The 19,367-nt window shown below is 64.0% G+C and carries 18 protein-coding genes; 11 read left to right on the top strand and 7 right to left on the bottom strand.

The genetic code is table 11. The annotated features are described in order from the left end of the window. Positions 1 to 80: 80 nt before the first annotated feature. From BG61_RS22180 to kdgD, 4 genes are all read right to left on the bottom strand, one after another. Entirely contained in the window at positions 81 to 1,043 is a 963-nt protein-coding gene (locus BG61_RS22180; protein WP_325099856.1) for a 2-hydroxy-3-oxopropionate reductase, read from the bottom strand. A gap of 29 nt (positions 1,044 to 1,072) precedes the next feature. Further along, positions 1,073 to 1,816 carry a FadR/GntR family transcriptional regulator gene (locus BG61_RS22175; protein WP_035928592.1) on the bottom strand — a complete coding sequence of 248 codons (744 nt, stop codon included), beginning with the start codon at positions 1,814 to 1,816 and terminating at the stop codon, positions 1,073 to 1,075. 132 nt (positions 1,817 to 1,948) lie between these two features. Next, positions 1,949 to 3,322, bottom strand: coding sequence for an MFS transporter (locus BG61_RS22170; RefSeq protein ID WP_035928589.1), 1,374 nt, complete (start codon positions 3,320 to 3,322; stop codon positions 1,949 to 1,951). An 89-nt stretch (positions 3,323 to 3,411) separates the two neighbouring features. Next, on the bottom strand, positions 3,412 to 4,329 hold the full coding sequence (gene kdgD, locus BG61_RS22165) for a 5-dehydro-4-deoxyglucarate dehydratase (RefSeq protein WP_035928584.1): 918 nt from the start codon (positions 4,327 to 4,329) through the stop codon (positions 3,412 to 3,414). Between the two features lie 208 nt (positions 4,330 to 4,537). Here kdgD and garD point away from each other — a divergent pair, with 208 nt between their 5' ends. Then, positions 4,538 to 6,115: a galactarate dehydratase gene (garD, locus tag BG61_RS22160; protein WP_035928582.1), complete on the top strand. Its 1,578-nt coding sequence runs from the start codon at positions 4,538 to 4,540 to the stop codon at positions 6,113 to 6,115. 154 nt (positions 6,116 to 6,269) lie between these two features. Here garD and BG61_RS22155 read toward each other — a convergent pair whose 3' ends face one another. Next, the gene (locus BG61_RS22155; RefSeq protein WP_035928580.1) at positions 6,270 to 7,061 is read right to left on the bottom strand and encodes an HpcH/HpaI aldolase family protein; all 792 of its coding nucleotides are present in this window, start codon (positions 7,059 to 7,061) and stop codon (positions 6,270 to 6,272) included. Positions 7,062 to 7,679: 618 nt separating this feature from the next. On the opposite strand from BG61_RS22155, the gene BG61_RS22150 reads away from it, so the two are divergent. The 9 genes from BG61_RS22150 to BG61_RS22110 all read left to right on the top strand — a co-directional run bounded on the left by BG61_RS22150 (position 7,680) and on the right by BG61_RS22110 (position 15,538). Next, on the top strand, positions 7,680 to 8,159 hold the full coding sequence (locus BG61_RS22150) for a carboxymuconolactone decarboxylase family protein (RefSeq protein WP_035928575.1): 480 nt from the start codon (positions 7,680 to 7,682) through the stop codon (positions 8,157 to 8,159). A gap of 70 nt (positions 8,160 to 8,229) precedes the next feature. Beyond that, positions 8,230 to 8,634, top strand: coding sequence for a cupin domain-containing protein (locus tag BG61_RS22145; RefSeq protein ID WP_035928572.1), 405 nt, complete (start codon positions 8,230 to 8,232; stop codon positions 8,632 to 8,634). 109 nt (positions 8,635 to 8,743) lie between these two features. Beyond that, complete coding sequence (locus BG61_RS22140; protein ID WP_035928569.1) at positions 8,744 to 9,757, top strand: LysR family transcriptional regulator; 1,014 nt, start codon at positions 8,744 to 8,746, stop codon at positions 9,755 to 9,757. A gap of 213 nt (positions 9,758 to 9,970) precedes the next feature. Next, complete coding sequence (locus BG61_RS22135; RefSeq protein WP_035928566.1) at positions 9,971 to 10,726, top strand: SDR family oxidoreductase; 756 nt, start codon at positions 9,971 to 9,973, stop codon at positions 10,724 to 10,726. Between the two features lie 25 nt (positions 10,727 to 10,751). After that, complete coding sequence (locus BG61_RS22130; protein ID WP_035928563.1) at positions 10,752 to 11,267, top strand: Ohr family peroxiredoxin; 516 nt, start codon at positions 10,752 to 10,754, stop codon at positions 11,265 to 11,267. 501 nt (positions 11,268 to 11,768) lie between these two features. Continuing rightward, positions 11,769 to 12,938, top strand: coding sequence for a hypothetical protein (locus BG61_RS22125; RefSeq protein ID WP_035928560.1), 1,170 nt, complete (start codon positions 11,769 to 11,771; stop codon positions 12,936 to 12,938). Continuing rightward, entirely contained in the window at positions 12,935 to 14,068 is a 1,134-nt protein-coding gene (locus BG61_RS22120; RefSeq protein ID WP_035928556.1) for an HBL/NHE enterotoxin family protein, read from the top strand. The genes BG61_RS22125 and BG61_RS22120 overlap by 4 nt, the downstream gene beginning before the upstream one ends. Positions 14,069 to 14,105: 37 nt before the next feature. Further along, a complete protein-coding gene (locus BG61_RS22115) occupies positions 14,106 to 14,903 on the top strand; it encodes a hypothetical protein (RefSeq protein WP_035928553.1) in 798 nt (265 codons plus the stop codon). Between the two features lie 35 nt (positions 14,904 to 14,938). Beyond that, positions 14,939 to 15,538, top strand: a complete 600-nt coding sequence (locus BG61_RS22110) for a hypothetical protein (protein WP_035928550.1) — start codon at positions 14,939 to 14,941, stop codon at positions 15,536 to 15,538. Positions 15,539 to 15,547: 9 nt separating this feature from the next. Here the strand turns inward: BG61_RS22110 and BG61_RS22105 are convergent, their stop codons facing one another. Then, on the bottom strand, positions 15,548 to 15,997 hold the full coding sequence (locus BG61_RS22105) for a helix-turn-helix transcriptional regulator (RefSeq protein ID WP_035928548.1): 450 nt from the start codon (positions 15,995 to 15,997) through the stop codon (positions 15,548 to 15,550). Positions 15,998 to 16,933: 936 nt separating this feature from the next. On the opposite strand from BG61_RS22105, the gene BG61_RS22100 reads away from it, so the two are divergent. Next, positions 16,934 to 17,689, top strand: a complete 756-nt coding sequence (locus BG61_RS22100; RefSeq protein ID WP_051672708.1) for a hypothetical protein — start codon at positions 16,934 to 16,936, stop codon at positions 17,687 to 17,689. Positions 17,690 to 18,057: 368 nt separating this feature from the next. On the opposite strand, the gene BG61_RS22095 is transcribed toward BG61_RS22100, so the two are convergent. Then, the gene (locus BG61_RS22095) at positions 18,058 to 19,242 is read right to left on the bottom strand and encodes an iron-containing alcohol dehydrogenase (RefSeq protein WP_051672707.1); all 1,185 of its coding nucleotides are present in this window, start codon (positions 19,240 to 19,242) and stop codon (positions 18,058 to 18,060) included. Positions 19,243 to 19,367 lie beyond the last annotated feature (125 nt).

Raw genomic sequence — 19,367 nt, 5'->3', positions numbered from 1 at the left:
CGATCGGTGCGGCCCGCCCGAACGGTCCGGAGAGAAAAGTGCGCGGGCCCGCGGGCCGGCGCGTTGTCGCGCTGTGAGCCTTATTGCGCCTTTTGCCCGATCTCGTGGTTCGCCAGATACTCGAGCGCGCGGACCATCGCCGAGTGATCCCAGGCTTTGCCGCCATGCGCGGCGCACGCGTTGAAGAGCGCCTGGCAAGTCGAGGTGGCGGGCAGCGAGACGCCGAGCGCCTGCGCCGTCGAAAGCGCGAGATTCAGGTCCTTCTGATGCAGCTCGATGCGAAAGCCCGGATCGAACGTGCGTTTCGTCATGCGCTCGCCGTGCACTTCCAGAATCCGCGACGACGCGAAGCCGCCCATCAGAGCCTTGCGTACCTTCTCCGCGTCCACGCCTGCCTTCGACGCCAGCAAGAGCGCTTCCCCGACCGCCTCGATCGTCGCCGCGACGATCACCTGGTTCGCGACCTTGCAGACCTGTCCCGCTCCGACCTCGCCGATCAGCGAGACGTTCTTGCCCATCAGGTCGAAGAGCGGCTTCACGCGATCGAACGTGGCTTGCGCGCCGCCGACCATGATCGTGAGCGAGCCGGCCTTCGCGCCGACTTCGCCGCCCGACACGGGCGCATCCAGATAATCCGCGCCGCGTTCGCGCACGCGGGCGGCGAAATCGCGCGTGGCCATCGGCGAAATCGAGCTCATGTCGACCACGATCTGGCCTTTGCGCAATCCGTCCGCCACGCCGTTCTCGCCGAAAAGCACGCGTTCGACATCGGGCGTATCCGGCACCATGATGAACAGCACGTCGGCCTGAGCGGCGACCGCGGCGGGGCTGTCGCACGCGATCGCGCCAGCCTGCGTGAGTTCGTCGGGCACGCCGCTGCGCGTGAAGGCCGCGAGCGGCACGCTGTTCTTGAGTAGGTTCGCGGCCATGGGCTTGCCCATGATCCCGAGTCCGATGAAGCCTGCCTTTTCCATCTGTTTCTCCAGTTGATGTGGGTTCGCTGTGAGCCACTGGCGCCCGGCGGCGGACCCGGTCGACAACATCCGTCCTGCGACATCCCTTGCTTCAGGTGTTACGAATTCGCTTCTGTGGTCTCGTTCGCGCGGCGCAGCCGCTCGCGGCTGTTCGACAGATGCATGCGCATCGCGGCGCGGGCGCCGTCGGAGTCGTGGCGGCTGATTGCGTCGAGAATGCTCTCGTGCTCCAGATTGACGAGCGCGACGTACGCCTTCGGGTCGGCATGCGCGATGCCCGCCGAATCGATCCGGTTGCGCGGGATCAGCGCGCTGCCCATCTGCGACAGGATATCGACGAAATAGCGGTTGCCGGTCGCGCGCGCGACCGAGATATGGAACTGCAGGTCGGCCGCGACGCTGTCGCCGCCCATGCGGCTCGTCTGCTCGATCGCGTTGAGCGCCGCGCGCATGCGCGCCAGATCCTCGGGCTGGGCGCGCTGCGCCGCGAGGCCCGCGCTCTCGGTTTCGAGGCTGATGCGCAGTTCGAGCACGGAGAGCACGTCGCGCAGCGTGGTGGCGGGGACCATGTCGATGCCGAGCCGCTCGCGGCGCGGTTCGAGCACGAAGCTCCCGATACCGTGCCGCGTCTCGATCACTTCGCTCGCCTGCAGGCGCGAAATGCCTTCGCGAACCACGGTGCGGCTCACGCCCAGGCCGACCATGAGTTCCGATTCGGTGGGGAGCTTGTCGCCGGGCTTGAGGGCCTCTGACGCGATCTGCTGCTTCACGTAACTGACGACCGATTCGGCCAGATTACGCGAACGCCGTGGCTCGCCGGCGGATGTGACGTGTGCAGCCATCGAAGCGCTCCTTGGATCGGGTGACATGCGTTGGGGTATCCAAGTCATTATATCGTTGTCTGACGACTGGTCGAGAGGCCTTTGTGCGGCCTGTGTCCCGCGCAGGGCGTCGGCGCGGCGGGACATAAGTCGTCAGACGCCCCGGCGCGCGTCCTCGGCCGACGGCCGAAGCTCGACGCGCCTGATGTCCTTCACGATCACCAGATAGCTGAAGACGGTGAGCAGCGCATTGACGCCGACGAACACGAGCGCGCCGTTGAACGAGCCGCTCTGCGCGACGAGGTAGCCGATCACGATGGGCGTCACGATGCCGGCCACGTTGCCGAACATGTTGAAGATCGAGCCGGAGAGGCCGATCGCTTCCTTCGGCGACGTGTCGGCGACGACCGCCCAGCCGAGCGCGCCGATCCCCTTGCCGAAGAAGGCGAGCGACATCAGGGCGACGACGATCCAGTCGGTCGAGACATAGTTGCAGCCGATGATGCACACGGACAGTAGCATGCCGCCCACGATCGGCACCTTGCGGGCGACCGTGAGCGAGTGGCCGCGCCGGATCAGCGCATCCGACGCCACGCCGCCGAGCACGCCGCCCGTGAAGCCGCAGATCGCCGGCAGCGACGCGACGAGCCCCGCCTGCAGGATCGTCATGCCGCGCGCCTGGACGAGATAGATCGGAAACCAGGTCAGGAAGAAGTACGTCAGCACGTTGATGCAGTACTGCGCGAGATAGACGCCGAGCAGCATGCGGTTCGTAAGCAGCTGGCGCACATGCGACCAGCTGCCGACGCGCCGCAGCTCGCCCGGCGCGGCGCGCTTCGGCGCATTCACCACGCCGCCGCCCTGCTCGATGTGCTCGAGCTCGGCCCGGTTCACGCGCGGATGGTCGGCGGGATTCTTCATGGCCTTGAGCCACGTCAGCGCGAGCAGCAGGCCGGTCAGGCCCATCATGATGTAGACGTGATGCCAGCCGAACGCGTGCGTGACCCATGCCATCAGCGGCGTGAACACGACAGCCGCGAAATACTGGGCGGAGTTGAATATCGCCGACGCCGTGCCGCGCTCCGCGGTCGGAAACCAGCTCGCCACGACCTTGGCGTTGGCCGGAAACGCAGGCGATTCGGCGGCGCCCATCGCAAAGCGCAGCGCGAAGAGCGCAACCACCGCGCCCGCCGCGCTCCCGGCGAGGCCGATCGCGCTTTGCAGCAGCGTGAAAAGCGACCACAGGAAGATGCTCGCCGCATAGACCCGCCGCGCGCCGAACCGATCGAGCAGCCATCCGGCAGGCAACTGCGACAGCACGTAGGCCCAGCTGAACGCTGAAAAGATGTAGCCCATCCTGATCGCGTCGAAGCCGAACTCGGCGCGCATCGCGGAGCCGGTCACGGAGAGGGTTGCACGGTCCGCGTAATTGAACGTGGTGATGATGAAGATCATCGCCAGGATCGCGTAACGGACATTGCTGCGCTTCGCGACGCCGGCGGCGCTCGCAAGATGGCTCACTTCCATGGCGGATTCACCTGATGTCGTCTCGTCGTGTCTTGTCTGCGGCGCGGCGCATGGGCCACGCCGGTTCCCGGCTCAATGGGAGAGGCCGCTTATTGCGCGCCCAGCTTCCTGATGAGCGCGTCGAGCTGGGTCAGCTCGTCGTCGGTCAGGTCGGTGAGCGGCGCGCGCACAGGCCCGGCGCCGCGGCCCACGAGCTTCGCGCCCGCCTTCACGATGCTCACCGCGTAGCCCGCGCGGCGGTTGCGGATCGCGAGGTAGGGCAGGAAAAACTCGTCGATCAGGCGGCCGGTGGTCGCGTGGTCGTCCGCTGCGATCGCGCGGTAGAACTCCATCGCGGTCTTCGGAATGAAGTTGAATACCGCCGACGAGTACACCGGCACGCCGAGCGCCTTGTAGGCGGCGGCGTACACCTCGGCCGTCGGCAGGCCGCCGAGGTAGGAGAAGCGATCGCCGAGCCGGCGGCGGATCGTCACCATGTTTTCGATCTCGCCCACGCCGTCCTTGAAGCCGATGAGGTTCGGGCAACGGTCGGCGAGGCGCTCCAGCATGTCGGCGTTGAGCTTCGAGTTGGCGCGGTTGTAGACGATCACGCCGATGCCCTTCACCGCGTTGCAGACCTGCTCCACGTGCGCGGCGATGCCTTCCTGGCTCGCTTCGGTCAGATAATGCGGCATGAGCAGGACGCCGTTCGCGCCGAGCCGCTGCGCCTCCTGCGCGTACTCGATCGCCACGCGCGTCGGGCCGCCGGCGCCGGCGAGAATCGGCACCTTGCCCTTGCAGGTTTCGGTTGCCGTGCGGATCACGTTCGAATAGTCGCTCTTCGTGAGCGAGAAGAACTCGCCGGTGCCGCCGGCTGCAAAGAGGGCGGTCGCGCCATACGGGGCGAGCCATTCGAGACGCGTCGCATAGGTGTCGGCGCGGAAGTTGCCTTGTTCGTCGAAGTCGGTGACGGGAAAGGACAGCAGGCCTTCGGAGACGATTTGCTTGAGTTCTTGAGGTGTGGTCATGGGTGTGGTTATCCGTGCAACAAGTGGTACGACGACGTCTGATAAGATACGTCATCGTACAACACGATTTGCGTCGATTCAACGCGAAATGGCGGTCTAGCAGGCCATTCGAGGGAAAACCCCGACGACGATGTGGCGCGCACTACGTTGTAGGATGACATATGATTGCGGTACGGCATCGCTTTCGCAATTTCAGGAACCGGTTGAAATGGAACAGTCACCGCTTTACATACGCGTTCATCCCAACGACAACGTCGCCATCGTCGTCAATGACGGCGGGCTGCCCGAAGGCGCCGTGTTCGCCGACGGCCTCGTGCTGCGCGAGCGCGTGCCGCAGGGCCACAAGGTCGCGCTCGCCGATCTGGCCGAAGGCGACGAGGTCCTGCGCTACAACGTGGTGATCGGATATGCGCTGAAGGCGCTTCCGAAGGGCAGCTGGATCAACGAGCACGTGATCCGCATGCCGAGCCCGCCCGGTCTCGACGGGCTGCCGATCGCGACAGTCAGGGCGCCCGAGATGCCGCCGCTCGAGGGCTTCACGTTCGAGGGCTATCGCAATCCGGACGGCACGGCCGGCACGCGCAACATCCTTGCGATCACGACGACCGTGCAGTGCGTCGCCGACGTCGTGCAGCATGCGGTCACGCGCATCAAGTCCGAGCTGCTGCCGCGCTACCCGAATGTCGACGACGTCGTGAGTCTCGGCCACACCTACGGCTGCGGCGTCGCGATCGACGCGCCCGACGCGATGGTGCCGATCCGCACGGTGCGCAACATCAGCCTGAATCCGAACTTCGGCGGCGAGGTCATGATGGTGAGCCTCGGCTGCGAGAAGCTTCAGCCAGAGCGCCTGATGCCGCCGGGAACCATCCCGATTGCGGCCGCGAACGACGTGGCCGACGTCGGCGAGACGGGCGACATCAACGGTGACGTGGTGGTGCTCCAGGATGAGGCGCACATCGGCTTCCAGTCGATGATCGAGTCCATCATGAAGATGGCTGGACATCATCTCGAACGGCTCAACAACCGGCGGCGCGAGACGTGTCCCGCGTCCGACCTCGTGATCGGCGTGCAGTGCGGCGGCAGCGACGCGTTCTCCGGGCTCACGGCCAACCCCGCGGTCGGATTCGCAACGGACCTGCTGGTTCGCGCGGGCGCGACCGTGATGTTCTCGGAAGTCACCGAAGTGCGCGACGGCGTGGACCAGCTGACGAGCCGCGCGGCGAACCCGGAAGTCGCGCAGGCGATCATCCGCGAGATGCAGTGGTACGACGATTACCTGAAGCGCGGCGGCGCCGACCGCAGCGCGAACACGACGCCCGGCAACAAGAAGGGCGGCTTGTCGAACATCGTCGAAAAGGCGATGGGCTCGATCATCAAGTCCGGCAATTCGGCGATCTCGGGCGTGCTCTCGCCGGGCGAGAAGGTGAAGCAGAAGGGGCTCATCTACGCGGCGACGCCGGCGAGCGATTTCATCTGCGGCACGCTGCAGGTGGCGGCGGGCATCAACCTGCACGTGTTCACGACCGGCCGCGGCACGCCGTACAGCCTCGCGGAAGTGCCGGTCATCAAGGTCGCGACGCGCTCGGATCTCGCGCGCCGCTGGCACGACCTGATGGACGTCGACGCAGGCACGATCGCGACGGGCAAGGCGAGTATCGAGGACGTAGGCTGGGAGTTGTTCCGTCTGATGCTGGAAATCGCGAGCGGCCGCAAGAAGACCTGCGCGGAGACGCTCAAGCTGCACAATGCGCTCGTGCTGTTCAATCCGGCGCCGGTGACCTGAACCTGAAACGTGTGCGGCGCACGGAAGGTGCGCCGGCGCTGTCGTGGCCGTTCTGTTTTTCCCGTTCGTCCTGGCGTGCCGCGCGTTTGGCGCGCTGACGGATCGATCGCGAAGCGCGCCCGTCGGGCCACGCTTCGCTGCGGTCTCGCCCGAATCAATATCCCGAGGCGTCCGTCTCTTTCTTCGGCGCCGCGTTCATCTTCGCCATGATCTGCTGCGCGCCGGCGGCCATCAGCCGGGCGTCGGAACTGATGGTCACGAACTGGAAGCCCATCGCAATCCGTTCCAGCGCCTTCTCCGGCGTGCCGTTGTGTATGCCCGCGACCACGCCGTGCGCCTTCGCGCGAGCGAGGATGTGCTCGATCGCCTCGGCCACCGGCGGATCGACGTCGTCGAAGGTCGGCTTGCAGCCGAGCGCGAGCGACAGATCGGACGGGCCGATATAGATGGCGTCGAGCCCCGGCACCGAGACGATCTCTTCGAGGTTGTCGAGTGCCTCGCGCGTTTCGATCATCGCGAAGACGACGACGGTGTCGTTGGCCTGCGTCGGATAATCGGCGCCGCCATACAGCAGCGCCCGCACCGGCCCGAAGCTGCGCGTGCCGAGCGGCGGATAGTGCGTGGCCGCGACGAGCCGCTCCGCGTCCTTGCGGCAATTGACCATCGGGCAGATCACCGCGTAGGCGCCGGCATCGAGCACCTTCATCAGGATGCCCGGCTCGTTCCAGGGCACTCGCGCCATCGGCACCGTGCGGGTGGTCGAGATCGCGGTGAACATGTCCACCGCTTTCTGATAGTCGACCACGCCGTGCTGAAGGTCGACCGTCAGTGAATCCCAACCCTGATGGGCCATGGTCTCGGCCGAAAACGTGCTCGGAATGGCGAGCCAGCCGTTGACGACTGCACCGCCCGCCTTCCAGATCGAGCGAATTCGATTTTCACGCATGCTTGTGTTCCTCTTTTGTTGTGAAGCCTGTCTCCGTGATGCGGCGGCCGGTCGCGTCGTGGCGTACGCGGTACCGCAACAAATATGCGATGTCCTATAACTTGTTGCAAGTGTTCTCTACTGATCAAGCGACAAGATGTACGACAACTCTGGGCGAATTGCACGTGGTTGTCAACGGGAGTCGGGGTAAAACGGGTATACCCTCGTCGTCGTGATAGTTGATGGAAAGCAGGTTCAGCATTGATTTCATTCAGGATCAAACGTGCACGTTGATCTGGAGCATTGTCAGACAACAATGGCCATCAAACCTGAATCCTGCTTGCAGCACTTCACGTGAAACAATCTCTACATGGGTGATTAATGCCGTTATCTCATATGACATCTGACTTGTTCGCCAATCCTCTCGCCTGAGCGCGAACGAACCGCGAGCGGGACGCTGATCGCCCCGGGGCGCACGCGCAGTTCATGCCCTCGATTGGTGCCGCGCGGGCAACACCGTGAGCCCATGCATGCGCCTACCGCGACACGCCGCGCGCACCTACGATGCCTTCGTGCGGCCCATTGCCGCCAGCCGTGCCCGCAAAGCCCGGGTGGCCGCTCGCCATCGCAGGAAAAGTCATGACCCAGCGTATCAACTATATTCAGCAATCACCGCAGCTGTTCAAGAAGTTCCTGGAATTCAGCAATCTGCTGGAAGACAGCGCAATCGAAGAATCCGTGCGTGACCTCGTGTCGATCCGGGCGTCGCAGATCAATGGTTGTGGATTTTGCCTCGACATGCACGTGAAGGAAGCACGCATCCACGGCGAGCGGGAACTGCGCATCCATGATCTCGCGACGTGGCGCGAGTCGACGCTCTTCGCGCCGCGTGAACGCGCCGCGCTTGCCTGGGCGGAAGTGCTGACGAAGCTTCCCGAACACGGCGTGCCCGACGATATCTACGAGCGCGTACGCACCCAGTTCTCTGAAAAGGAACTGTCGGACCTCACGTTCGAAGTGATGGCCATCAATGCCTGGAACCGCGCGAACGTCGCGTTCAGGACCGTGCCGGGCTCGTCCGACAAGGCATTCGGTCTCGACAAGGCGAATCTTGCCTGAACGCACGGGTTCCGCTACTTACTTCAGCTTCGGCTCGCGCGCGGGCCGGGTCATTTGGGAACACACTGCCATGCTCCGCTTCAAACATGCCGCACTGGCCATGGTCGCTGTCATGGGCGCGTCGATGAACGCGGCCCACGCCGAGGCGCCGGCCGCAATCGTCACGCCGTTGATGACGAAGCCGCTCGACGACTATCCGGGCAAGGAAGCCTTGATGATCTCCGTCGTGTATCCGCCGGGGAGCGTCGATCCCGTCCACCGGCATCACGCGCACGCGTACGTCTATGTACTCGAAGGATCGATCGTGATGCAGGTCAAGGGAGGCAAGCAAGTCACGCTGACGCCCGGACAGACCTTCTATGAAGGCCCGGACGACGTTCATACGGTCGGACGCAACGCGAGCCAGACCAAGCCGGCAAAGTTCATCGTGCTGCTGCTCAAGGACAAGGGCGCGCCGGTTCTCGTGCCGGAGTAATAAGCCCGACCACCCGCGTCGATACAACCGCCGGAAAAACGGAGGACGATGTCACAAACGGCAGCGTACATACGTCTAGTCGTGCATGGACTCCACGACTCGCGCCTACATGTCAGATTACCCAGCACGCCCACCCGCCGCCGGCGCCGACGACCCGTTCGCAAGCAGTTTTGCGACCAGTTATGCCGGCGTCGTTTCCTTTCTGGCCGTTGCCACCGAAGGCAGCTTTTCCCGTGCGAGCGATCGCCTCGGCATCGGTCGTTCCTCGGTCAGCCGCAACGTGCAGAAACTCGAGGCTCAGCTCAACGTGCGGCTCTTCCAGCGCACGACGCGCAACACGTCGCTCACGCGCGAAGGCGAACTCTTCTACGAGAAGTGCCAGCCGGGCATAGAGCGCATCGCCCAGGCGCTGGAGGACATGCGCGAGCTGCGCAGCGGGCCGCCCAGCGGCCATCTGCGCATCGGCTCGACGCCCGCGTTCGGACGCAAGATCGTCGCGCCGCTGCTGCGAGGCTTTCACGCGCAATACCCCGGGATCGCGCTGGAATTGCTGCTGAACGACCGCCCCTGCGACTTCACGGCTGATCGCATCGACGTATCGTTTCGCGATGGACGCATGGAAGACAGCGGGATCGTGGCGCGGCAGCTGATTCCGATGCAGATGATCGTCTGCGCGTCGCCGGCCTATGCGCGGATTCACGGCTTGCCGCGCCATGTCGACGAGCTGGCGGATCATCGCTGCATCAATTTCCGGGCGTCGTCGGGCCGCGTCAGGGAGTGGCACTTCAAGGTGGACGGCCTTGCGCAGCGGCGCCAGCCTGTCGCGCTGCACACGTTCAACGACGCGGATCTGATCCTGCAGGCGGTGCTCGACGGGCTGGGCATCGCGCAGTTGCCGGCGTATCAGGTTTGCGACCTGCTCGGGGAGGGGCGACTCGTCAGTTGCCTCGCGCAGCACGCGCCCGACGATGGCGGCCACTACCTCTGCTATCTCTGCCGCAAGCATCTCCCCGCCCGGATCCGCGTGTTTATCGACTACATGACCGAGCACACGAGAAAACTCGACGTGCAGGGCCTGGCGACGACCATGACGACGATGACGGCGTTATCGGAGGTGGAGTGACGACGCCCCGACTGGTGTTCCTGATGCAACACCGTGGGTCTCTCGGCGGCTCTACCGCATGACGCGGTGCAAGCCTACGATGCTTCGTGTACGGACGGCACGCGATTCGCGGCTGCTCCGGCAAGGCACCGGCCGTCGCATGCGCTGAGATGCAAGCCGGTTTCGATCGATTGGCAGTGGCTAGACAGCTGCGCAAGCTCATGGAGAGCGATCATGAAGATTGTGGTGATCGGTGGCACGGGACTCATCGGTAGCAAAGTCGTCAAGGACCTGCGCGCGCGCGGGCATGCCGTCTTCGCGGCGTCGCCCTCGTCGGGCGTCAACACGATGACGGGCGAAGGCCTGAACGAAGCACTGGCCGGAGCGAACGTCGTGGTCGATCTCGCCAACTCGCCGTCGTTCGAAGATGCCGCTGTGCTCGAGTTCTTCGAGACATCGGGGCGCAATGTGTTTGCGGCGGAGATCGCAGCAGGCGTGCAGCATCACGTCGCGCTGTCCGTCGTCGGTACCGACCGGCTTGCAGAAAGCGGCTATTTCCGCGGCAAGATCGCTCAGGAAAAGCTGATCCGCGAGTCGGGTGTGCCGTACACGATCATCCATTCGACCCAGTTCTTCGAGTTTCTCGGCGGCATCGTGCAATCGGGCAGCGACGGCGAGACCATCCGGCTGTCGCCCGCATTCTTCCAGCCGATTGCGTCGGACGATGTGGCCGCCGCCGTCGCGGACTTCGCAGTTGGCGAGCCGCGCAACGGCATCGTGGAGATCGCGGGTCCGGAACGCGTGCGGCTCGCCGACATGGCGCAGCGTTTTCTCGCGGCGACGCACGATTCCCGCAAGGTCGTGGCAGATGCCACCGCCCGCTACTTCGGTGCGCAGTTGCAGGACGACACGCTCGTCCCGGGCGCCAACCCGCGTGTCGGCGCCGTGAACTTCGAAGCGTGGTTCGGCCGGACACAAGCCGCGAAATAAGGGGCGATCACGGACAAGGCCCGCCATGACCACATTGCGTCCACCGCCGCTGACGCTGCTCGACAAGTACCATGGGCAGGACACGCTGCCGCTCTATTCGACCACTGTCACGGTGACGGGCGGCGGCACGGGTCATGGACGCGCGTCGGGCATCGCACGTTCCGATGACGGCCAGCTCGCAGTCGACTTGCGATTGCCGAAGGAACTGGGCGGGCCAGGCGGCGGCACCAATCCGGAGCAACTGTTCGCGGCGGGCTACGCGGCCTGCTTTCACGGCGCGCTGAGCCTGCTTGCGGCACGGGCGCGCATTCCGATTCCCGGCGCTTCCGTCCACGTCACGGTCGATTTCTGCCGCGACGCGGTCGATGGCCTGTTCATCCTGACGGCGCACACCCGCATCCGTTTGCCCGGTGTCGAGCGTGCCGCTGCCGAGGAACTCGTGCGCAATACCGAACGCTTTTGCCCCTACACGAAGATGGCACGGCAGGGCATCGTGAACGTCGTTGCGCTCGTGCCGCCCGAGAACGCCGGCGAGTCGTAACGCGACGTCTTTTCCGGCCGCTCGCATGTGCGGGCGTCACGCCGGTGAATGCACATGATTCCCGCGAACGCCTTGCTGCGGGAAGGGCGGCGCGCTGTTCGGCAAGACCCTGGACACCGCCAGGCTCGGGCGGCGTCCCTCTGCGCCCGTCTGCGCCCGTCTGCGCCGATCGCGGCGCGCCGGCCGAACCTCCCTCCCAACGTTCCCTTCGCTGAATGACGGCACTGGCCGACGTACGTCATCGGCCTGAACGGACGCTCACTTGAGCCGACCATCAACCGGCTCGTCACCCCACCCGGATCTCGCTTCTGCCGAACCGAGGCGCCATATCAAGCGGCGCCGAACGCTCCACATCATTGATTTTTCTGCGAATACTCCGGCGCGCGATGCGGCGCTGCGTTTTGATGAGACGAATTGTCCGTAATTGAGATACCAGGACCTACGCGAGCGTAGGGGAAGCGCAAAGAATGAGCCCGTCCTCAATCAACCGGAGAAACCACGGTGAATATTTCCAATATTCCCAGCAACACCGGTATCAGCGCACTGCCCCTGATCATCGCTGTCGAGGATCTGGCTGGTGCTGCGTACGTGGGTCAGGTGCGGTCGCTGGTCGTGCAGCGGCAAACCGACCTCAGCCGGTTCGTGGCCGATACGGTGTTGTCGACAGAGCTTCAGGCCAGCCAGGCCGATCTCCGCCAGCACGTGACCCACTACCTCGACCGCCTGATTCCCGAGACGATTCGCGTGGTTACCACGCTCGAGAATTGCACGGCGATCGTATTGTCGGTGCGCAAGGAATTCAGCAGCGGACTCGATCGGGACACCGTCCAGGAAGTCCGGGGCGCGCTGCTGAGCGCCTTCGAGGAAGCCCTCGCGAGCGCCACCGAAACAGGCCGGCTGGTCGACCGGGAACTCCAGGCGGTGCGGCCGTCGGTCGGTGCAATGGCCCGGGTCATCGACGAGCACGTCAAGCAGTTGCTCGACGAAGAGCGCGGCCAGTTCGCGGTCCTCGAAACGGACATCGCGGCCGTCAGCAAGAACATGACCGATGCCGTGGAGCAAACCGTCAAGTCGGGGCGCAAGATCGGCGTTCAGGTCAAGAAGATCGTGACCTGGATATTTTCCCTCTTCGGCGCGGGCGGCGACGACAGCGAGAAACCGAAGGAAAAGGAAAAGCCCGAAGGCGAGGGCGACGGCGACAAGACGGAGAAGCCGGGCAAGCCGAACAGGCACACGCTCAAGAAGCCCGACGAGCCCTTCCCGGGTGAGACGATCGGCGAGATCTCGGACGAGACGTCCGCCGTGCTGGCCGCCGGCAGCGACCTCAACCGCCACGCTGCGCGGCTGCAGACGCTCTACTGCGAACTCTGCACGCTGCGCGCCACGCTCGGCGTTGCCGTCCTGATCAAGCAGCAGGGACTCGACTACCTGAACGCCGTGACCCAGCTGCGCGCGACAACAGCCGGCGTGGCCGAGGCCTGGCGGACGCTCGTCAAGGCTTGCGATGAGCTCGGCACGCCAGGCGCACCGGGTTTCGATGCCAGCTGGGAACAACTGGGCCGGCGTATCAACTGGATCAAGGATTCCTTCACCGGAGGCGCAGCGGCCATCCCGCAGCTCGGCCGCGTCGAGAACGTCGTTCCGATCGATCAACCAGGAGAGAACTCATGACCAACACGGCAGCCGTACCCGAGTCGCTGGAAGCCAGCATCGACGTGCAGCGGGAGAAGGTCAAGGCGCAATCCGCCGCCGGCCTGATTCTGCAGGCGCATTGCCTGAGCGTGGAAGCGCAGCAAGCGGTCAGTTTCGAGGGGTTCGAGAAGCTGCAGGATTGCAAGGTCCGCGCGAACAAGGCGCTCGACACGGCCAAGACCCATGCGAGGACCTACCTGGACACCATCCAGCCCAAGATCATCACGACGATCACGAGCATCGAAGAGTATTTCCTTCTGCAACGCGCGGTGGGCGATGCGCTGGCGAGCCTTCAGTCCCGTGAAGACGCCAAGACGTCCATCCGCCTGCTGCAGGAGCGCGTGGCCGAGTTCAAGAACCATTCGGTGTCCATTCGCACGTCACTGGAATCGCTGCGCACCGGTCTGGCGAACGACCAGGCCGCCTTCAGCGGTCTCGCTACCGAGCTGAATGGCCTGTTGCAAGGCGACAAGGGGGTGCTGGCCGAAATCAACGGGCAGTTGTCATCGATCGACGGAAAGATCGCCGGCGTCGCCGTGGGCATCGCCCTGGGCGGGCTGGCCGTGATAGCCGGCGGCATCATGTTCGTGGTGGGCGCATTCACCTCACTGGTGACAGGCGGCGCGGCGGTGGCGCTGTGTGTGGCGGGTGGCGCCGTGATCGGCGTCGGCGCGGCGGCGGCCGCGGGCTCATCCATCGCACTGGGAGGGCTGCTCAACATGAAGAGCGACCTGCTGACCCGGCAGGCCAAGCTGAGCGCCGAAGTCACGCTGGTCAACGGCATGATGAACGGCTTCGGCAACCTCGCAGGCAGCGCCGGACAGGCCCAGGAAAGCGCCCAGTCCATGGCCAATGCCTGGGGCTTCATGGGCGATCACCTCGAATCCCTGTACGGCAATCTCGACAAGGGCAAGTCGGACAACGCGATGCTGCGTCAGATCTTCCTCGCCGCGGCCGAGAAATCGGTGGCTCCCATCCTGCGCGACGTGGACATCATCAAAGGTCAGATGACTGCGCCGCAGCGGCGTCAGGACACCGGGCAGCGCGTGGGCGACATGGTCGTGCAGGAAGCCCAGAAGCAGGAAGAAGCAGCACGGCGCGCAGCCTGAACCCCGATCCGACCTACCCCAAGCGGAGGAAACCAGAATGTGGCAGAGCATGAAACAGCGGCTCGACGAAATCGTCGTCGAGGCCGGCACCTTGCCCGACTCGTCCGATGCAATCAGGGACGCCAAGCAGCACATCGCCCAGCTGCCTGCCGGCGCCGCCGGCCTGCTGGAGATGCAGGCGCGCATCCAGCGGCACGTGAGCGCCGCCAAGGAAAGCACGGCCAGGGCCCTGCTGCTCGCGACGGTGGGCGGTCCCGACATGACGCAGCAACTGAGTGCATACGCGAGCGGCATGAGCGGCGAAGTCGAGGCCCTCATGGGTGACATCCGCGAGGCCAGCGGCAAGGTCGCCAGCCGGCGGGCGATCATGGGCGAGGATGCGGCCCGGCTCAGCGCGGTGGCGATGGATGCCCGCGCGCGCCTGAAGGTTCTGGAGCAGCGCCGTCTGGAACTCGATGCCAAGGCGCGCGAACTGAAAGACCGTTCGGTCTGGACCTGGCTTTTTCTGCCGGCAAAAGCCATCGATGAACTGGTGTCCGCCATCCAGCACGGCAAGTCCACCGAGGCGGCTCTGGAAGACACGCTGCGCCAGATAGGCGATGCGCAGCGCGAAGCGTCCGGCCACATCCGCAGCTACGACATCTGCGTTGGCCTCTCGGACATCCTGAAACAGCTGGCCGCCGGCATCCAGGGCGTGGCGAACAAGCTTGAATTCCTGAAGGGATACCTGAGCAGCCAGGAAAACCTGGCGAGCCTCGCGGTCACCACGTCGGCCCAGGTCTGCCTCAACACCATCCTGACACTGCTCAACGTCGTTGAAACCGAGGCGGCCTGAACGGCGCTTCACCGCTTAGCCAACGGAGGATCATCATGCTGATGTTTTTCGGTAAGCCCAAGGGCAAGAATCAGGATATCGACGAGAACGCATCCCGTGCGGCCCGTCTCAAGGCTCTGCGCGAGCACTTCTACGCGTGGAAGCAATGGAGCGAGTTCGCACCGGGCAACGCGGGCTTCGCGCCCGTGCCGATCCAGCTCCTCGTCAACGAGATCAAGGACGGAAGTTCGAAGCGGCTGAAGGACTACGGCGACAACGCGCAGATTCTGGTGCTCAACGCCCATGGATCGTCGCGGACCTTCAATGGTTATGACGGCAGCGACGTCGCGGGCATGCTGGTTTCGCTTGGCATCAAGGACGCGGGAACGCGGGAGGTCTGGGTGGCGGCGTGCGATGTCGGTCACCAGACCCAGGACAACAGCAGCCCCGAGCCGTTCGCCGTGGATCTGCTGCGTCAACTTCGGCAGCACGGGCTCGACCCCAAGGTCTATGCACCGCGCGGCAACATCTCCTACCGGGACAAGTCGACGAAAACCGTGGGCGTCGAATCCGTCATCGCCTACGGCAAGGTGGTCATCCCCACGAAAGAGCGCACCTATCCGTTCGCCGAAGGCTGGGTGCTGGCTCATATCTGATGCGACGCTTCAATCCGGCACGCCGCGTTTCATCCATACGCCCAGCATACGGGCGCGAAACTCACCCGCGGTCGTGCCGAACTCGCGCCGGAAGCTGCGATTGAACGTCCTCACGTCCTCGAAGCCGCAGCGGTATGCGAGCGTCTCGATCGGCACGTTGAACGGGGGCGAGGCGAGCAGTGTGCAGACCAGCTGCAGGCGCATCGAGCGGATCACGCCGGCCACGGTCTGGTGGCGCTGGGCGAAGGCGCGGTAGACGGTAGGTCTCGAGCAGCGTACCGCCGACACGACGAAGTTGACCGTCAGCGAGCAGTCGCACAAATGCTGCTGGATGATTACGCAGGCCTGTCGATACACCCAGTCGAGCGTCGGGGCAGCGGAAGGAAGCCAGTCGCCCGGCGCGACCTCGGGCTGCGCGAGCAGCAGGCGCAGGAAGCAGCGCCGGCCGGGAGCAGTCATGGCGCATCCGGTGTCGTCCGGTTTTGCAGGGTCCGTTGCAAGGACGCCCATCGAGCCTCCCCTTCCTTTGTCCGACCGGCACGACAATCTCCGGCTTCAACGCAACCTCTGGAAGAAGTCCGGTGGCGCCAGACCAGAAAACACATCGAATCGAGTTCCGCTCCTGACGGTTGATTGTCGTGGCATGCGCGAACGGCAACGATGTCCGTCGCTCTGTCGCGCACAGGGATAAGACGCGCCGCGAACTCAAAATCTTGATTAATAGAGAGCCATCCGGCCGGCATGCATATCGACCGGTATTACGCTATTCATTAAGCAGCGTTCACGTCAGCCAGATGAAATGCCGGCTGCAACTGGCAATATTTTGTGACTCAATCGCATTCGCGCTGCAATACGTTCGGCCGAACAGAATTACCGTCATTCCAGAGAGGTAATTTCCCGTTGCAAAGGGAAATTACTCCGCGTGAAACGGATCATGGCGACCAATACCTCCGTCTGGTCACGCCCTATGCCTCTGACCGGGCACTGCGTTGTCGGAGCAAAGCTCGTGTTTCTCTCCAATATCCGCTGTTCAATCCCTTGCTTATTTAAAACAGCAGGGGATCGGGAAGATTACCTGAGCAAAAGGCACTCTAGGAAAAAACGGGAGCGGTTTCCAGTATCTTTTTTCAGGCTGGCGTTACCGGGCTCGCTTGAAGCGTTGCGGCGATTTTGAACGCGCAGGCAATCGCGTTATTGCCGCTTCGCACTGTCCGGGTGCATCAATCGAAAGTCCTCCGTTATGTTCGACATTCGTAATGTCGAACATAACGGAGCGCGACGCATGTGGTTGGCGCGACAAGCGGCTTCGGGGTATCGGGCCTAAAATAAAACACAGCGACAGTCACCTGGCGTGGCACGGGTCGCCTTGTCTTCATCCATCAACGGCAGACGGCCATGAACCTCAATGATGCGCGCGTCGTTCGTACGGCGTTGGCTACACTTTGCCTGGCGTCGCTCGCAACGCTCGTCGCGTGCGGTGGAAACGCCTGCATCGGATTCGATGGCTGTAGCGCTGCCAACGCGGCGCCAAACGTCGCCATATCCGGCACGGCCGCCACCGGCAATGCGCTCGCGAGCGCGGCGGTCAGCGTAAGTTGCGCGCAGGGTTCGGGCTCCGCCCTGTCAGACGGCGGTGGACACTACAGCGTCACGCTCAACGCCACGCTTCCCTGCATCCTCACCGTGACCTCCGGCGGCACGACTCTGCATTCGCTGGCATTTGCCAGCGGCACCTTCAATACGACGCCCGAGACCGAGCTGATGCTCGTCTACCTCGCTTCGCAACTCGGGACGACCGTGAGCGGCCTGATCGCGGGTTTTCCTGGCAACCTGCGCTTCCAGCAGGTGCTGGCCAACCAGAACGATGTGCTGGCTGCGCAATCGGCGGTCGTCGCGAATCTGCAGCAGGGTTACGCGGTCACGCTGACGGCGCCGCTGTTTCTGACGACACCGTTTGTCGTCGGGCAGGCAGGCGTCGATAGCGATCTCACCGCGCTGGCGAAAGCAGGCGCCATCGACGCCAACGGCATGCCCGATCCGGCCGCCGTCTCGATGCTGTCAGCGGCGGGGCTCACTCATCCGCTCTCCACGACTTCCACGCCTACATCCGGTGGCGGCGGCACAGGCGCCACCACGGGCGGCATGATGTGAGCCGATGATGTTGTCTTGTCGTGTGCTGTCGTGCGCAGGGAGGCTTGAGCGGACGATCGCCAGGGTTCGCCCGGACACCGCCGGTCATGCCTGACCGTGAGAAGGGTGGGGCGCTCTACGCACGGATGACATACCGGCGGTCGACAACTGGCGTCTCGCCAATGCAGCTGGATTCGACTCCGGCAAATTGCCAGCCGTTGCGCTCGTAATTCGAAACACGCGTGTCGCATGACTGCAGGGGATTCGGCTTTTCTGCGTGCCGAGCGCGATGCGACGCTTTCCCTTGGTCAGCGTGTTTCCCGTGCAAACGAACGAAGGTGCCGGACAAGGTCGATCAGGATCGAGGGCCTCTCCGTTCTCCGCTTCGATCAGTACGCGAGTTCAAGTATCTGCTCGATATCCCGAAGACTGTTCGCCGTGCGCGGGTTACCGTTGCAGCCCGGCAGCGACGTCATGTGCAACGCCTTTTCGGCGATACCCGCAAAGTCCCGGCGCTCGACCCCGACATCGCGCAGGCGAGCCGGCAACTCCAGCCGCGCGATCAGGGATGCAACGGCATCCGCCGCCGATTGTCCGGGATCGGCCCCGAGCAACTTCGCGACAATCGCCTGGCGTCCATCGTCGGCGGATTCGTTCCATCGAAGAACGGGTGCCAGCATGACGCAGGAGGTCACGCCATGAGGAACGTGATGAGCCCCGCCGAGCACGCGCCCGATGACGTGACTCAAGCCGATGGGAACGCCTGAGGCCAATCCCGACGTGGCCAGCCACGCAGCCATCTGACATTCGAGACGGCTGTCGAAATTGGCGCTGTCCGTTGTGGCCGCCACGAGATGGCGCGACAACATTTCGAGCGCCTTGCCTGTGACGGCATCCGCATACGGCGTTCGAGCGGTGGAACAGATCGCTTCCACACAGTGGTCGACGGCACGAATTCCGCTTGAGCTGAAAAGCTCTGGCGGCGTGAATCGCGTTGCTGCAGGATCGATAACGACGATGGACGGCACGTAGTCCGGATGCTGGAGTACCTCCTTCGTACCCCGCTGCGCGTTCGTGATGCCGGCGATCGTCGAAAATTCAGCCCCGGACAACGTAGTGGGCACCGCGACCATCCGGATGGGATCCCCTACTGCAAGAAGCCGGTCACTGAAATTCCCATCGCGCAGGTTGTCCATGTCCTGCTCGGTTTCGAGGTTCAACCAAAGACACGCCAGAACCACTTTCGATGTGTCGATGACCGAGCCGCCGCCGATTGCAACGATGATATCGGCACCGGCCATTCTGGCCGCCCTGCTTGCCGCCAGCACATCCTTGCGGGGCGAGTGCGCGACGCATTTGTCATAGATGCCGACGCATTGCGGCCCGAGACGGGAAACGATCCTGGAGACCAGGCCCGTGGCCATCAGCGACGCGTTGCAGATCACAAAGGCCCTTTGCTTGCCGAGCAGCGCCAGCTCTCTCGAAACTGCCACATCGGCGGGATCGCCCCACACCAGCCTGTCCTGCCGCAGGAAGCGATGAGTTCCGGATTTCGTCATTTGAATGTCGTCCATCGTAGGTCGTTGCAGGTAGTGTGGATATGCTTGACATTTGTGTCAACAACAACCGGGAAATTTCATGTAGCCGATGCGATTGCTCCGGCAATGCCGTGTTATCGCGACATTTCGAACGTCCAGTG

The sequence above is a fragment of the Caballeronia glathei genome, from assembly GCF_000698595.1.
Taxonomy (GTDB): Bacteria; Pseudomonadota; Gammaproteobacteria; order Burkholderiales; family Burkholderiaceae; genus Caballeronia; species Caballeronia glathei.
Note: the sequence above shows the minus strand (reverse complement) of the source record. Positions and strands in the feature narration are given on the sequence as shown.

Excerpts from the sequence above, each read along its gene's own strand:
- BG61_RS22180 (WP_325099856.1), bottom strand. The coding sequence starts at position 1,043 with ATGTTGTCGACCGGGTCCGCCGCCGGGCGCCAGTGGCTCACAGCGAAC.
- BG61_RS22175 (WP_035928592.1), bottom strand. The coding sequence starts at position 1,816 with ATGGCTGCACACGTCACATCCGCCGGCGAGCCACGGCGTTCGCGTAAT.
- BG61_RS22170 (WP_035928589.1), bottom strand. The coding sequence starts at position 3,322 with ATGGAAGTGAGCCATCTTGCGAGCGCCGCCGGCGTCGCGAAGCGCAGC.
- kdgD (WP_035928584.1), bottom strand. The coding sequence starts at position 4,329 with ATGACCACACCTCAAGAACTCAAGCAAATCGTCTCCGAAGGCCTGCTG.
- garD (WP_035928582.1), top strand. The coding sequence starts at position 4,538 with ATGGAACAGTCACCGCTTTACATACGCGTTCATCCCAACGACAACGTC.
- BG61_RS22155 (WP_035928580.1), bottom strand. The coding sequence starts at position 7,061 with ATGCGTGAAAATCGAATTCGCTCGATCTGGAAGGCGGGCGGTGCAGTC.
- BG61_RS22150 (WP_035928575.1), top strand. The coding sequence starts at position 7,680 with ATGACCCAGCGTATCAACTATATTCAGCAATCACCGCAGCTGTTCAAG.
- BG61_RS22145 (WP_035928572.1), top strand. The coding sequence starts at position 8,230 with ATGCTCCGCTTCAAACATGCCGCACTGGCCATGGTCGCTGTCATGGGC.
- BG61_RS22140 (WP_035928569.1), top strand. The coding sequence starts at position 8,744 with ATGTCAGATTACCCAGCACGCCCACCCGCCGCCGGCGCCGACGACCCG.
- BG61_RS22135 (WP_035928566.1), top strand. The coding sequence starts at position 9,971 with ATGAAGATTGTGGTGATCGGTGGCACGGGACTCATCGGTAGCAAAGTC.
- BG61_RS22130 (WP_035928563.1), top strand. The coding sequence starts at position 10,752 with ATGACCACATTGCGTCCACCGCCGCTGACGCTGCTCGACAAGTACCAT.
- BG61_RS22120 (WP_035928556.1), top strand. The coding sequence starts at position 12,935 with ATGACCAACACGGCAGCCGTACCCGAGTCGCTGGAAGCCAGCATCGAC.
- BG61_RS22115 (WP_035928553.1), top strand. The coding sequence starts at position 14,106 with ATGTGGCAGAGCATGAAACAGCGGCTCGACGAAATCGTCGTCGAGGCC.
- BG61_RS22110 (WP_035928550.1), top strand. The coding sequence starts at position 14,939 with ATGCTGATGTTTTTCGGTAAGCCCAAGGGCAAGAATCAGGATATCGAC.
- BG61_RS22105 (WP_035928548.1), bottom strand. The coding sequence starts at position 15,997 with ATGACTGCTCCCGGCCGGCGCTGCTTCCTGCGCCTGCTGCTCGCGCAG.
- BG61_RS22100 (WP_051672708.1), top strand. The coding sequence starts at position 16,934 with ATGAACCTCAATGATGCGCGCGTCGTTCGTACGGCGTTGGCTACACTT.
- BG61_RS22095 (WP_051672707.1), bottom strand. The coding sequence starts at position 19,242 with ATGGACGACATTCAAATGACGAAATCCGGAACTCATCGCTTCCTGCGG.